Origin of the sequence: Catenuloplanes japonicus, from assembly GCF_000717135.1 — a bacterium.
In the GTDB taxonomy this organism is placed as follows: domain Bacteria; phylum Actinomycetota; class Actinomycetes; order Mycobacteriales; family Micromonosporaceae; genus Catenuloplanes; species Catenuloplanes japonicus.
In genome coordinates, this window is sequence record NZ_JNXY01000024.1 from 213,233 (window position 1) to 228,488 (window position 15,256).

General features: G+C 70.6%; 7 protein-coding genes. 3 read left to right on the forward strand and 4 right to left on the reverse strand.

The features are described from left to right. Nucleotides 1-566: 566 nt before the first annotated feature. Complete coding sequence (locus tag OP04_RS30150; protein ID WP_033343235.1) at nucleotides 567-3,212, reverse strand: alpha/beta hydrolase family protein; 2,646 nt, start codon at nucleotides 3,210-3,212, stop codon at nucleotides 567-569. A gap of 185 nt (nucleotides 3,213-3,397) precedes the next feature. Here OP04_RS30150 and OP04_RS30155 point away from each other — a divergent pair, with 185 nt between their 5' ends. Together OP04_RS30155 and OP04_RS30160 are read left to right on the forward strand one after the other, a co-directional pair. Next, nucleotides 3,398-3,847: a hypothetical protein gene (locus tag OP04_RS30155; RefSeq protein ID WP_033343236.1), complete on the forward strand. Its 450-nt coding sequence runs from the start codon at nucleotides 3,398-3,400 to the stop codon at nucleotides 3,845-3,847. 62 nt (nucleotides 3,848-3,909) lie between these two features. Then, a complete protein-coding gene (locus OP04_RS30160; protein ID WP_033343237.1) occupies nucleotides 3,910-11,130 on the forward strand; it encodes a TIR domain-containing protein in 7,221 nt (2,406 codons plus the stop codon). Nucleotides 11,131-11,300: 170 nt separating this feature from the next. On the opposite strand, the gene OP04_RS30165 is transcribed toward OP04_RS30160, so the two are convergent. Genes OP04_RS30165 through OP04_RS50310 form a run of 3 tightly spaced genes read right to left on the reverse strand, consistent with a single transcriptional unit; the run spans nucleotide 11,301 to nucleotide 14,328 of the window. Continuing rightward, nucleotides 11,301-12,008 (reverse strand): DNA-binding response regulator, encoded by a 708-nt coding sequence (locus OP04_RS30165; RefSeq protein WP_198154031.1) that lies wholly within the window; start codon nucleotides 12,006-12,008, stop codon nucleotides 11,301-11,303. Beyond that, nucleotides 11,996-13,213, reverse strand: coding sequence for a hypothetical protein (locus tag OP04_RS30170; protein WP_033343238.1), 1,218 nt, complete (start codon nucleotides 13,211-13,213; stop codon nucleotides 11,996-11,998). Before OP04_RS30170 ends, OP04_RS30165 begins: the two co-directional genes overlap by 13 nt. After that, on the reverse strand, nucleotides 13,210-14,328 hold the full coding sequence (locus tag OP04_RS50310) for an ATP-binding protein (protein ID WP_051799343.1): 1,119 nt from the start codon (nucleotides 14,326-14,328) through the stop codon (nucleotides 13,210-13,212). The genes OP04_RS30170 and OP04_RS50310 overlap by 4 nt, the downstream gene beginning before the upstream one ends. 118 nt (nucleotides 14,329-14,446) lie before the next feature. Between OP04_RS50310 and OP04_RS30180 the strand changes: the two genes are divergently transcribed. After that, nucleotides 14,447-15,253 (forward strand): peptidoglycan-binding protein, encoded by an 807-nt coding sequence (locus OP04_RS30180; protein ID WP_033343239.1) that lies wholly within the window; start codon nucleotides 14,447-14,449, stop codon nucleotides 15,251-15,253. The last annotated feature ends 3 nt before the right edge of the window (nucleotides 15,254-15,256 follow it).

Consider the following 15,256-nt stretch of genomic DNA (forward strand, 5'->3'; position numbering starts at 1 on the left):
CGCTCGGGACCATGCTGGCGGCAACCGCAGATCGAGAGGGCATCGGCGGCGTCGACCACAGCCATGCAACGCGGGCGCCCAGCGGCGGCGACGCCGGACGTCGACTGCGTGCCCGCGGCGCGGTCGTGGTCGGCGTCATCGCCGGCGCGGTCGCACTGTCCGGCATGTCCATGGCCGGCTCGGACGCGAATCCGGGCGACGCGCTCTACACCGTGAAGCGGCAGACCGAACGGGCCCAGCTGGCGCTCGCCGGCTCGGACGAGGACAAGGGCCGGCCCCGTGAGGGCTTAAAACTCCTCGCCGGCGCCGCAACCAGGGAACGCACCAGCGAGCCGCTGGAGCCGGTCGACTCGTTCGTCAACGGCCAGCGGCGCCAGATCGGCGGCTTCCTCGACACGCTCTCCGGGGCGGCTGCCGAACATGTGCGGCGGCGACGGCTACAACGCCGACGGCGCGCCCGTGCACGGCAACACCGGCCAGCGCGCGCAGGACTAGGTCGCCGACCGGGGGCGCCCATTGCCCGACCTGGCGCTGCCACCGACCATGATCGGTGGCAGCGCCTGACCTCAAGAGCCGGCCGTGGGTACGTCCGTGAGCGTGCCGTCCGCGAAGCCGGCCGGGACCGGGCCGTCGGCGTCGTAGGTGAGCGCCTGCCAGCGGACGTGTTCCGGGCCCTCGGCGAGGTCGTCGCGGGCCGTGGGAACGACGAGGTCCGCGGTGGTCTCGCCGGGTGGCAGCGAGACGAACAGGCGCAGGCCGGCCTCGGACAGCTGGCGGGACGGCTCCGGGTCGTCGAACGTGTGCTGGCGGTACCAGACCGGGTCGACGTCCGTGGTGGACAGCTCGGGCCCGGCCGGTGGCTTGATCTCGAACGTCACGGCCAGCCAGGCCGCGGCCGGCGCGGACAGGTGCACGGTCCAGGTGAGCGCCTCCCCCTCGGCCGCGGTGACCTCGGACGGCTCGATCGTCACGGTCGGGCGGGGGTCGTTCTCGCGGACGGTCAGGCCGCCCTCGAACGCGCCGACCAGCGTGTTCCGGACCGCCTTCGCGTACACGGCCCAGTGCTGGTCACCGCCGTACAGCGTGTCGCCGACGACCTCCATCGGCACGTCGATACGCGATGTTCCCGGCGTGACGTCCGCGACCCAGGAGCGCTGCTCGCCCGTGGCCGGGTCGCGCAGGAACAGTCTGACCTGGCCGGTCGCGCCGCCGGTGACCTCGACCGGGACCCGGTGGGTCGTCGTGCCCGCGTCACCCTCGTCCACGGTGAGCTCGCCGACGTCGACCCGGGCCGGGCTCTCCGGGGCCGGCGCCGGCAGGCCGGGCCGCCAGCCCCACGCGTCGATCAGCCAGGCGGGACCGGCCTGGCGCGGGGTCAGTTCGAGGCCGGTCACGGACGTCAGCGGCCGGGGCAGGCGGATCCGGGCCTCCTGCGCCCAGTACGACGAGGTGTACGACGTGCCGGGCAGGCCGTCCAGCGTCACCTCGCCCAGGTCGGCCCGCCGGCCGGCCGCGTCGGTGACCGCCACGCCGAACCGGTTCCCGGTCGTGTTCGGCGGCACGATCAGGCGCAGGGCCAGCTCGCTCGCGCCGGTCAGGGAGGCGGCGGCCTGCGGGCGCACGGTGGCGGCGCCGTCGAGCCGGATCGCGTACCGGCCGGGCTCCTCGGTCACGCCGGCGAACGGGACGAAGTGCGGCGCGCCCCGGTCCGGGAGGCAGCCGTCCGTGACCATCTCGCACAGCCGCGCGCCGGTCACCGTGACCGTCGTGTCCGGTATCAGCGCGGGCGTGCGCGCACCGCCGAGCGCGTGACCGAGCACGCGCGCCGGGCCGGCCGAGGGCGCCCGCACGCCGCTGCCGTCGAGCAGCGGCAGGACCCGGTCGTCGCCGGCCAGGAAGAGGCGGGCCGCGGCGGCGAGGTAGGTCGCGCCGACCGCCTGCTGCTGCGACGCGGTGAGCCGGGCCGCAGCACCGGCCGCGCACAACGCGTCGTCGCCGGACGGCGCGTCGTCCCACGACGGGGTGGCCGACTGGCCGGGCGTCCACTCGCTGTTGAAGAAGTTGTGGTTCGCGCCGATCACGTACAGCGCACTGTGCAGCGCCCTGCCCGACCCGACCCCGCGCGTACCGTCCACGTACTGCTGTCCCTGCAGGTCGGACAGGTCGCCGTCGCAGCCGGGCAGCACGGTCACGGACGGGATCTCCGGGACCGGGTTCTGCCCGAACGCGGTCGGCGCGAGGCCCACCACGCCGCGGACCGTCCACCGGACCTCGCCGTGGTAGCCGTCCCGCGCGGCCGGCGGCGGGCGGAGACTGTCCAGCGCGGCCTGGTTGACGCCCTCACCGCCGCGCGAATGACCCACCAGCATGACCTTCGACAGGTCCGCGCGCCCGGCCGCGCGCACGATCGCGGGCGCACCGGCACGGCCGGCGGCCCAGTCGGCCCAGGCGGCAAGATGCAGCCGTACCAGCGATGATCGTGCCTGGGTCTCGACGACCGACCCGGCGGAAGGCTGGCCGTCGATGCTGTTCGCCGACACCGAGACCGTCAGATAGCCCTGCGAGGCCAGCAGCTGCTGCGCGTAGAGATAGCCGCGGAAGCTGGGCGATTCGGTCGTTCCGGGCGGGCAGGGCCACTGGTCGGTCTGGCCCTCGTCGCCGTGGCACGTGTAGTGCACGCCGTGCAGCAGCACGACCAGCGGCCGAGGTCCGGGCGCGTTCTTCGGCGCGACCACCACGGCCCGCCGCTCCAGCTCGGTCTCGAAGCCCGGCACCCGCACGCCCGGCAGGCTGTACTCGCCGGTGACGGTCTCGAACGCCCCCGCCACACCCGGATCGACGGCCGCGGCGGGCCGCTGCCCCGGCAGCACGGGAGCCGCGGCACCGCGCCGCGCACTCACCGGCGGCGCGTCGAGCCGGCGGCCGGCCGCACGCACCTGGAGGTCATCAAGATCCACAGGCAGATCGAGGTGGTACGACCGCAGTTCCGCCCCCGGCCGGGCCCGCCCGAGCATCCGATCCCCGGACCAGAACTCCACCGCCGCCGCCCGCGTCGTAACAGGCTCCGGCGCGGTCCACACCAGATCCCGATCTTGCACGCTCCAACCGGCGGGCAGCGCAGCCGGTCCTGCCGGATCCGTCTCCGCCTGCGCGACCGCCACCGCGCCGGCCAGCGCCGCGACCAGCACCGCCGCGGTCCCGAACCCCCACATGGCTCTACGAGAACTCAACCTGATCTCCCGACTCGAAGGAAAACCTTGTCGCACCGATGGACGCGCGAACGCGATTCAGGTTGGCCCTCCGCGAGTGACCTGGGTCACGCTGCAGGCTTCCTTGACCACGTCTGGTTGAGTGAATATCTGCTCTGGTCCCGCTATTCAGCGACGCTGAGAGGATCATGATGGATAGGGAGATCGACGTCGTCCTGGCTTACTGGAACGAGCAACGTCAGCAGTTCCGGCAGTCCGAGAACCAGCGCGCGACAATGACCAACTTCATCCTCGTGATCATTTCGGCGCTCAGCGGACTGATCATTCAGCAGAAGTTCGCGGACACCACCATCCCACTCGGCGCACTGATCATCACACTGGGCGTCTACGGCGCCCTGATCTCGGCGAAATATCACGAGCGCGCCATTTTCCACCGCCGCAAGGCCAAGGCCCTGACCATGACGCTCAAGGATCTCGGCGCCCTCCACGACAATCCGCACCTCGAGGCGGCCACGGCCAGGCATCACAGCCTTCACCGCCGCCTGTCGCACGTCCGCCTGCACTGGTTCTGGACCGGCCTGCATATCGCGGTCGCCATCCACGGCGCGACTCTGATCATTATCGCGATCATCCGATAGCCTGCTGTTGCACCTGGCCGGTGCTTAATTAGGATGGCAGTCTGCCGGATATCGGAGACCGCATGGATCACGCCTCGGGCCGAAACTTCTTCATCAGTTACGAAACCGGGGACCGGCCCTGGGCCGAATGGATCGCGGCCCAACTGGAGGCGGCCGGCTTCTCCACGGTGTACCAGGCGGCAGACCTCCGGCCAGGCCGGAATTTCGCCTTCGAAATGCACCGGGCGCTGTCGACCTCGGAGCGGACGATCGCGATCCTCACCCCGGACTATCTGCGGTCTGATTTCGGCACCGCGGAGTGGCTCGCGACCTTCACTCACGATCCAACCGGCGAAAAAGGGCTCCTCATCCCAGTACGGGCGCAGCCCTGCGACCCGCCGGGCCTGCTCCGGCCGATCGTCTACACCGATCTGTTCGGCGTGGACGAGACGGCCGCCCGAAAGAGACTCATGGCGGCGGTCGACCGCAACAGGCCGCGCCCAACGGGGCTCCACTTTCCTGGCGGAAGCCCTGGGCAGATCCACTTCCCAGGCGGCACCGCCACCGCCGACGCTCCGGCGACCGTGCTGCCTTCCGGGCTGGAGGACATGCTTCGCGCGCTGCGGCGGCTGGCCGAGGAACAGCCCTACAGCCTGCCCGGCCAGCATCGGATTCCGCTGTCCGTGACGTACGTGCAGCAAAGTGTCGCGAGCGCGTTCGAAATCCGCCGGAACCTCGACCCTGAGCTCGACGAGGCTTCCGTAGCGGACGAGGACCGGCGCATCTTCGCCCTGGCCCGCCCGTTCGACGAGGTCTTCACGCAGCACGAGCACCTGGTGATCGAGGGTGCCGCCGGGCTCGGAAAGTCCAGTCTCGGGCAGCGCCTCGTCGCCGAACTGACCGACACCCTGCTCTCCGGCGATCCCGCCTCCACCAACGGGCTGATACCCGTGATGGTCCCGGCCCGCACGCTGGCCGCCCACCTCGCCGGTCGCAGCTGGTTCGAAGCGCTGCGCGACACCGTCGCCGCCGAGTGCGGATCGCTCGGAGTACGGGTCCCTCCGGCGGAGATCTTCGAGAACCCGGTCGACAGCCATCGCTGGCTCGTGGTGGTGGACGCGCTCGATGAGATCCCGGAGCCCGCCGACCAGGAAGCGCTCCTGACCACGCTCAGCATGCGCACGTCGACGGCCGGCCCGGCCAAGTTCCTGATCACGACCAGGCCGCTGGAGCCCGGCGAGATCGACCGGCTGAAGGACCCCGGCGTCGGATTCTTCGAACTCCAACCGTTCGACCGCACCGCCCTGGAACGATTCGCGGAACTGCGATTCAACGCCGACGGTACGCCCGAGGGCGCGATCGCACGCGCGGAGTTCCTCAAGCAGGTCGACATCGCCGGCCTCGAACGCGTGCTCGAAGTGCCCTTGCTCGCCTGGGTCGCGGCCAAGGTCTTCGACGCCCGCCGCGGACAGTCCCTCCCGTCCAGCCGCTACGAGCTGTACGAGGATTACATCGACCACTTCGCCGAAGCCCGCGACGGCTCGGCGGCGTCGGTCCTCTCCGGCGTATGCGGGCCCGAGCTGACCGGGTGGCTCGACGAGCACCGTGCCGAACTGCTGGAACGGCTCGCCGTCGAGCACATCGGCAGTGAGACGCCGCTGCTCGGCGTCGTCCAGCAGTTCCTGCGGGAGAGATCGGCGCCGTTGCCCGGCAGGTCGCCTACCGGCTGGGACAACCTGCTCGGCAGCTGGCTGTCCCGGACCGGCATCCTCAGCCGGCGCGGCGTGGGCCTGCGGTTCCTGCACCAGACCTTCGCTGAGCACCTCGCGGCCACAGCAGAGGCTCGCACGCTGCCCATCCCGTTCGATCCGCTCGCCCCGGCCTGGGCCGAGCGGATCACCAGCCTTCTGCTTGGTGATCGCCTCACGGAACAGGTGTTGTCGCACCACCTCCACCTGCCTACGGCGGGTACCGGGCTGTTGACCCATTTGCAGCGGCGCGGCACGCATGAACAGGAGTGGGCCGGGAAGCTCATCGCTCAGGGAGCACCGTGCACCGACGGTGAGCTGGACACCTTTCTCGCGCTGGTCTGGCGGCAGACGTTCGCCGGGACGTGGACGGACTTCCGGCCGCTGGCTGGGCTAGCGCGCAGGCCCGCCGTCGCCGCCGCACTCTTGAGCCTGTTCCGCGATCCTCGGGTTGATGACGGTGCCAAACCGGCGATCGTGGACGTCCTGCGCGACCACGACATCGAGGCACGGCTTGAGGGCGTCACGGTGCTGATGGCCATGGCTGAAGACGTCGAGCGACCATGTGCACATCGACGCAACGCGGCCAGCGTGCTCGCACGGCTCGGGTCCGAGCATCAGATCACCGCAGTACGAGTTCTGACCAGGCTGGCAAGCGACTCCACGAACAGTGCCGGAGAGCGACTCAGCTCAGCTCAGGCACTCGCCGAGCTCGGTGGTGAGCATCGAAACGAAGCCGGCCGACTGCTATCGGCACTGGCCACCAACCCACATTTGCAAATATGGCAGAGACTCTCCGCCTCCGAGGAGCTCGCCAAGCTCCCGGACCAGCATAGAGAACACGCCGCAGGCCTGCTGTTCAAGTTCGCGACAGATTCGACCCAAGTGGTCGGAGCACGACGATCAGCAGCACAGTCACTGGCAATGCTGGGCGGAGACTGCCGGCTGTCGGCCGCAGACGCACTGCGCCGATTGAGCGACGACGTATACGGCGTCGACGCTCCACAGCGGCTACTTGCCCGCGCCGCAGCCCACACCATGGACGTCGGCGGCAGACAGGTCGCCATCGAGTTGCTTCGACGGGTCGCGGAAAGCCCGCTCATGGAGGGACAGGCCGACGCAATCGAGGAACTCGCCAAGCTGGGCGGCGACCACCGTGCACACGCCGCCCGGCTGTACCATCGCCTAGCTTCGATGCCGACGGATGACTGGAATCTCCGCCAACTCGCCACAGAAGAACTTGCCGCCCTCGACCCTCGGCACCGCGGTCTCGCGATAGCGGCGTTGACCACCTTGGCAAACGAAGTCACGGCCCCGAACGGTATCCGGATCCAAGCGGTCGACGAACTTGCCGTACTGGGTGCCGGTCCGCGGGCAATCGCAGACCAGGTACTTCGCTCGATCGCAACGGCCTCGACCGCAGAACTCGACGACAGGCTGCGGGCGGCAACCGGGTGGGCGAAGCTCGGCGACGCTCAACGTGACGAGGCACTCGCACGGTTCGGAGCACGTTTGGCTGACCCCACCACTGCACCATCGGATCAGATATTGGCGGGTGCCGTTCTCATAGCACTCGATCCCGACAATCATCCCTTGGCCGCATCGACGCTGGCCCGCATCGCGGCCTGCCCATCGGTGGAGGACAAGGCACGGCTGCTCGCGGCACAAGCGATCACGGAACTCGGGGACGACACGCTTGAATCGGCCATGACGACAGTTGCATCAATAGCCGATGACCCAGCAAAAGAAGTTACGATTCGAATTTCCGCCGTCCAAAGGCTGATCAACTCGGGAAGCACGCATCGGGATATCGGCATCGGCGCACTACGCTCCTTGGCGGCGGATCACAGCATCGACGACCCGGGCATATGGGGCATCGTCAGTGAAGCGTGGCGACTTACTCAGACGGGCGGCGAGTCCGATCGGACCTGGGCTAGAAAAATACTGATCGATGCCACACAGAACCCAACAATAAATCCGGTATATCGATACCTAGCTGCCGAACGAACGATTGGAGCAGATACCGAAAAAACTGCTCGCACAGCAGAAATCCTCTTCGAAATCGCGCTCGACTACACAGCCGGCTCGCTTGCTCGACTGTACTCGGCCGAAGTTCTCCTCAAACGGATGGACGGCTGGTCGGAGCGAGTGACCCCGGTGCTGGAGGAACTGACCGCCGACGTGCGTAACGACGAGTATGTCCGGGCACGCAGTACGAAGGCGCTCGCGGTGAGCGGTACCGATGGGCGATCCCGGGCAGCCGTCGCACTCCGCCGCTACGCGATTACGGGCGCACCGCGCGGGCACGCCGCGAGGATGGCAATGTCTCAGGCAGACGTCATCGCCGGAGGCAACGCCGCGTCGCTGATCGCTGCAGCCGGGGCACTTGCCGCCGATCCATTCGCCGGGTGGGAGGAGCGAGTCACCGCAGCCCAGACTGCCGGAAAACTGAGTCCCGACTGTCTCGATCGAGTCATCGAGACATACCGAGATGCCGAAGCCGCACCTACGGCCCTCCCGTGGGAGCGAGCACAGGCTGCGGCAGAGCTGGCCAAGCTTGAGGCTCCTGATCGAATGCGGGCGACATCAATTCACAGAAGAATTGCACTCGACCCGTACGTACACCCAGAGCAGCGGCGTAGTTCGGCCGCGTCCTGGGCAAGGCTCGATCCTGAATCCCGGAACAGGGTGATCGACTGCTTATACGGGATGGCAGTGCAGCCGGAGGCCCCGGTAGATCAACGGATTAGGGCGGCGCTCGATCTAGCGCTGCACGACGAGGCTTCCACCATAAGCGCTTTGACGGCGATCGCCTCCGATCCGCAACTTCCCGTCCTCAACCGCGTCGAAGCCGCAGGGTGGCTCACTCGATTCAGCGATAAACAAACAACGGCCCTCGCGGCCGACGCCGACATGGCGATGCTTGACTATTGGGCTTCCACCCAGGACCGTGTCGCAGCGGTCTCCCTGTCCTCTCGGGTCCGATCGGAGAGCTGGTCAATCAGTGCCGTTGTGCTGGCCGGCCTGTTCTCTGTCGCCGACGCACCCGACCGCCCAGCCATCGCCGAGTTGCTACTCGGCTTCGGCCCGCGCATGCGCCCGACAGCTGTCGATGCGCTCGCCTCAATCGCCTCGGATCCTGCCCAGGACGACACAGTGCGGCTCAAGGCGGCACGCCGCTGGGGACAACTCGGCGCAGCGGAACGTCGGCGCGCGGTGGAAGCACTGAGCACCCTTGCCCGCGACTCAACGGTCGGCGCCAAGACACGAATCGACGCCGCTGAGGCTTTGGCCCGGCTGGATCCTGGGCGGCGCCAAGAGGCCATCGGTCTGCTGCTCGAGCTCAGCACAGCGGTGGCGACACGCGCGGAGCATCGGATGGCAGCACTCGTCGTGCTCATCCGCCTGCGGCCGCGGCTGGAACGCGACGAGCCGATCGCCCTGTTGCTCGCCATCTCGGCGGACCCCTCGGCGTCCCCGGACACCAGATGGAGCGCAGCCGCCGAAGCCTCACGGCTGGGCCCGAAGGCCGAACAGAGTGCCAGAATGATACTTCGCGAAGCCGCTGGTAACGCCTGCCTAACTCCTCTCCAACAGCAAGAAGCAACACAAAAGCTCAGTCAGTTCGGCGGCGCCGATCGCACCATCGGCGTGGAGCTTCTGGTCTCAAGGACCAGCGACTCCGGCGTTGCCGCCGACACGGGCGGGGACACGGACAAGGTCGCCTTTCTCCTGGTCGATGCCGCCACCGCAGACCCTGCTCTGCGGGAGCGAGCGATGTCGGCGCTCCATATCGCTGCGACGGACCTGACCGCGTATCCCAGGCGCCGACGGCGCGCCCTGACCACCCTCCACAGCTGGGGCGACGACCGGTCCACCCACAGCGCAGACCTGTTGGCAACGATGGCCGGCGATGCTGCAGTGAACTCAGGTCAGCACTGCTGGGCCGCCTGGGATCTTCTGCGTTACCCACATGTCACCCATGGTCAGGTAGCTGATGTGATTCACGGCTTGGCCAGCAGTCCGATGATCGACGACGACTGGCGGGTAACAGCTGCCCAGGATCTGTCCAATATCGGGCCGGATCAGACCACCAGAGCCGCCGACGTGCTGCGTGCCCTCGCAAACGACCCGGCGATGACAACCGTCGCCAGAGTCGACGCGGCACAGACGCTGGCACGATTCGGATCAGACCGACGTCAGGAGGCGATTCAAGCCTTGCCGACCGTCTCCGCCAGCGCCACCGACCCTTACGACCGGCTGGCAGCGCTCCAGCTCCTGACCCGCCTTGGCTCGGCTGCTCGGCGCAAGGCCGCCGAAGCGCTGGACAGTCTGACATCCGACGTCGCGGACGACGGACTCCCCCAGGCCCTGGCGACCGTCATGCTCGCTGGTCTCGAGCCACGCCGACTCCCCCAGGCTTTAGAGCTGCTCATCGCGTGCGCCGAGGTGCAGAGCGATCCCACCGGCTGGACTCGGCTGCAAGCCGTTCACGCGCTGCACCGTGCGGCGCCTCAGCACGCCGAGCGCGCACCGAAGCTGCTGCGCTCCATCGCCACCGATCAGCACCTGCGGGTCTGGGTGCGACGCCAAGCCGCGGAATCCCTCGCCCGGTACGGCGCAAGCAGCCGCGAGGAGGCGGCGGTACTGCTCGACGGGCTCATGGCCGAGGAGCACGCCGATCCTTGGGAACGCGCCGAGGCCGCTATGGCGCACGCCGTGCTGCACCCAGACGGGCATCGCGCCGGGGATCTGCTCCGGCACCTCGCGCAGGACCAGGCCGCACCCGCTGATCAGGCACGTTTCGCCGCACAGTTACTGATCGAGCTCGGCCCGCTGCCGCCGGACCCCATCTTCCGCGGTGCCGCGACAGCCACGCTGGTCCGTATTGCGACCGACGGCGACGCCGATCCGCACGAGCGGCGGCGAGCCGCAGGCGCGCTCATCACGTCCGGAGCGGACCACACGCCGAGCCCGCCCGACCTGCTCCAGCAGCTCGGGGTCGATCTGGCAGCCGACCCGCTCCAGCACGCGCTCGCGCTCACGGACCTCGGCCGTATCCGGCCTGCCGAGAACGCCGCAGCCGGCCGGGCGCTCACCGCACTCGCCCACCGTGAGGACGCGCCAGCCGGCCACCGACGACGGGCGGCCGTGGCGCTCGCGGAGCTCACCAATGCCACCCGTGCAGCAGGTCTCGCCGCCCTGAGCGCAATAGCCGCCGATCCCTCGACCACTCCCTACGACCGCGCTCTCGCCCTGCATTCCCTGGTCAAGTGGGATGCGACGCATCACCACGCAGCCGCCGCCGCTCTGCGCGAGGTCGACACGGCCCCGCTGACGCCGGGCCAGCGGCGCCGGATCGCCGAGGCCTTGGCAACCCGATCTCCCGGACATCGGCGCGAGGCCGTCGCCCTGCTGCGGCTGATGGTTGTCGACGCGGACAGCACCCCGGCCGAGCGCCGGCGCGCCGCCGCGTCGCTCGGCCGCGCACTCGACCGTTCCGGCCGGTACGTCGCGGCGCACACCGAGCTCTTCCCGGAACCGGACTCCGACTAGCCGGAGTCCTCGGCGCTACTGCACGAGCGGCTTGACCTGGCCGAGGCCCTTGCCCTCGTCGGCGCAGGCCTTCATGGGGGCGTCGACGAAGACGGCGGCTCTCGGCCGGCGGGTAGACGCGCAGGCCGACACGTCGGTCGGGGTGCAGGCGGCGGCGCCGGTGTCCGCGATCAGCAGCTCGGTCCAGGCGTTGCCGCGCGGGAACAGGTTGACGTAGTTCGCGGGGCCGTCGATGCGCCTGAACGGGGAGCCGACCTGCGTGCCGTCCGGGCGACCAGGGCGGCCTTCGTCGAGGCGGGGCGGCCGACGCGCGCATATCGGACACGGACACGGTCGATGTAGCCCTCGACCGTGCGCGGGGAGAGGTTGCAGCGGGCGGCGACCAGCTGTTTGGACTCGCACTGGAACCAGGCGAGCAGCACCTCACGCTCGCGGTCGGTGAGCTGGGGGCGGTCGGAGGCGGTGTCGGCGGACATGGCGCCGGCCAGCGCGGGTGGCACGTAGGGCAGGTCGCGGGCGGCGGCGTGCACGGCCGCGACCAGGTGTTCCTCGCCCTCGGCCTTGGTGAGGAACGTGGCGCAGCCGGCGTCCAGGCAGCGCAGCGCGGTCTCCCGGTCCTCGCGCATGGTGTAGACCACGACGCGCCGGCCGGCGGCGGACAGCTCGGAGAGCGTCTCCCACGTCATGGTGATGCCGTCGGCGAGCTGCAGGTCCACCACGACCACGTCGGCCCTCAGGCCATCGGGGGTCCATGGGAGGCGCGGGTCGCCGCCGGCCGCGGTGACGGTGATGCCGGCCGCGTCGAACCAGGCGCGGGCGCCGGCCAGGACCACCGGATGGTCGTCGACGATCACCACGGCCGGGTTCACTTCGGACATGTCAGCTCCACCCACAGCGTCTCCCCGATGACGGTCGTGCGGATCGCCACGGGCGCGGAAACCCCATTCCAGACAACATCCTCGTGGGTACGGGCAACGACGCTCACACACAGCTCCGTGGCCGTCGGCACGGCCGTCAGGCGGAGGCGGGACACCGGGTGACGCGCGATCGCCCGGACCACGTCGCGCGTCGCCTGGCGCAGCGCCGGCGGCAGATCCTCCACGTGCACGGCCACCTCCACCGGCGTGCCCGCGGCCTGCAGGTCGTCGAGCGCCGCCGACAGGTCGCCCCCGAGCGGATCCCCGCCCACATGCTGCCACTCGGCCAGCAACCGCCGCACCTGCGCGGCCGCCACCCGGCTCCGCTGCCGCACGGTGTCGTCCAGCAGCCCGTCCCCATGCACCTCGGCGCCACGCGGCCCGGCGCCACGCAGCCCGTCGGCACCCGGCTCCGCATCGCGGAACCCGCCACGCGGACCGGCGCCACGCAGCCGGTCCGCACCCGGCTCGGCACCAGGGAACTCGCCGTGCGGGCCGTCGCCACGCAACGGGCCGGTGCCCGCGAGGCTCGCGAGGACCGGTGCGACCGCGGCCGCGATGGCCCGGGAGCGGCGGAGGCGGTCGTCGTGCAGTGCGGCGGCCACGATCTGGTCCGTGCGGATCGCCTCCCGGGTCAGGTGCAGTGTGCTGGCGGCCGCGGCGGAGCGCTCGACCTCGCGGGCGGCCAGCGCGATCGGCACCTGCAGGCCGAGGATGCCGAGGGCGCGGGCGGTCATCATCACGGTCTCCACCTGCCCTGCCGGGAACGACGCGGCGGTGGCGAAGGCGACCGGGACGGTCAGGCAGAGCAGGAGCACGGACAGGCGGCCGCCGGAGGCGATGGTCAGGAGCAGCCAGCCGTTGACGCCGACGGCCCAGTTCGCGTTGGTGTGCTGGGCGGCCGCGGGGACGGAGAGCGTGACGGCCACGGTGGCGGCCAGCGTGATCGCGCCGAGCGCGGCGGCCAGCGTCTGCCGCAGCCGTTCGGGGTGGTGTGCGGGCCAGGCCAGCAGCCAGGCGGTCGCGCACCAGGCGCCGATGCTGGCCAGGTAGGCCGCGTGCCGGAGCGTGCCGCCCGCGAGCGCGTCGGTGCGGTAGAGGACCAGCAGCAGCACGCCGCTGATCACCCAGGTGCCCCACTGGGCGGCCCGGCGGACGCCGGTCACGTGGCGGGCCAGCGCAGCTCGACCCGGGTTCCGCGGCCGGGTGTGCTGACCACGCGCGCGCTGCCGCCGGCCCGGCGCATCCGGGCCTCGATGGACAGGCGGAGGCCGAGGCGCGGGCCGGCGGGTACGTCGGCGGGGCGGAACCCGCGCCCGACGTCGACGATGTCGAGCTCGACCGTGCCGGGCGCGGGGACCCGTACCCTCAGATGGGCTTGATCTGTGCCCGCGTGCCGCTCAACATTGCGGAAGGCTTCGTCGCGCGCGGCGAGCAGGGCGTCGATGGCGTGCGCGGGGATCGCCGGGTCGGGGCAGGCCGTGGCCAGGACGACGGTGACGCCGAGCGTGCTGTGCTCCGGAGGAGTCGTCAGGTCGGCGAACGTGGCGGTCCGGGCCGCGGGTTCCAGCCGGGACAGGTCGGCGCGGGCGCGGGCGCGCAGTTCGGGGCTGCCGGCGCCGCGTGAGGCCGCGGCCGTGAGCGTGGCCGCGACCGTGTCGTGCAGCACCGCCAGATGCTCCTCGACGTCGGTGCGGCGGGCGGCGGTCAGCTCCGCGTCGCGCCGGGCCTCGGCGGTGGCGGTGGTGAGCTCGTCGACGCGGCGCGCGCCCCGGCAGAGCAGCGTGATGAGGCAGCGGGCCAGCGCGGCCTGCCAGAGCAGCATGATCGCCTGGCCGCCGCCGAGGTCCCAGTCCGCGTCGGAGGCGAGCGAGGAGCCCAGCCACACCGCGGACGAGGTGACGACCGCGTAGATCGCGCCGTCGCGCGGGCGGGTGTAGAACTGCGCCGCGCCGACGCAGACCGAGGTCACCGGCCGGGTCCAGTCGTCCAGGTCGAGGTGGCCGTGCGCCGGGTGCAGCCACGGCAGCAGCACGCAGGCGGCGGCGAGCGGTACGACGTCCGCGAGCGCGACCGTGCGCGGCCACCGGCGGGCCAGGACGAACGCGGCCTGCCAGATCAGCATCGCGGCGACGATCGCGGCGGAGACGGCCGTGGGCGCGCCGATCGGCAGCAGCGCGCTGCAGCCGGCCACGACGAGCACACGCGCGGTCGCGGAGATCCGGGCCGCGGCGGCCTTGACCGAGGTCTCCGCCGGTCCGATGTGGCGTGTGGTGGGCACGGTTGCGCATGGTAATCGGTCGATGCGAATGAGGGTTGTTCAACGCTCGTACGGCGGCCGGCGCGTCGGTAGCGTCCTGTCTCGCAAGGACGGAAACACCTGCACAGAGAGGGTTTCGATGAACGTTTCCCGTCGTTCCCTGCTGGCTTTCGGCGCTGCCGCGTTCGTGCCGGCCGCGGCACTTCCGGTGATCGACATGGAGGCGGTACTGAAGGCGGCGCAGTGGGATCCGGCCAAGGCCGATTCCGCGATCACACCCGGTGCCGGGCCGAGCGTGCGGCTGGTGGAGACCGCGCTACGCAAACGGGGGTTGCTCGACGCCGCGTACGAGGACGGACATTTCGGCACCAGGACGGTCACCGCGTACGCGCAGTGGCAGCGGGAGCTCGGCTACAGCGGCATCGACGCGTCCGGCCTGCCGGGCCGGACATCGCTGACCAGGCTGGGCGAGGGGCAGTTCACGCTGACCCGGATCGTGTCGGCCGGGGCCCGGACCAGCCATCAGGGCTTCCCGGTCAACGAGCGCACGCTCGCGATGCTCCGGGCCGCGCAGGCACGGTCCGCGCTGACGTTCGCCGTCGAGCAGGGGTCGTACTCGCCCGGCGCGGATCCGACCTCGGCCGGCACGCACGACGGCGGCGGCGCGCTCGACCTGGACGCGGAGGCGCTGACCGCGGCACGGCGTACTGCCGCGGTCACCGCGCTGCGTCAGGTCGGCTTCGCGGCCTGGCTGCGCACACCGTCCCAGGGCGACTGGCCGCTGCACATCCACGCGGTCGCGATCAGCGACCCGGACCTGTCCGCACCGGCGCAGAAGCAGACCGGCGCCTATTACGAGGGCCGCAACGGCCTGGCGAACAACGCGGCCGACGACGGTCCGCGCGTCCCGAAGGTGACGTACGAGGAGTACATCCGTTCCACTTAGGAG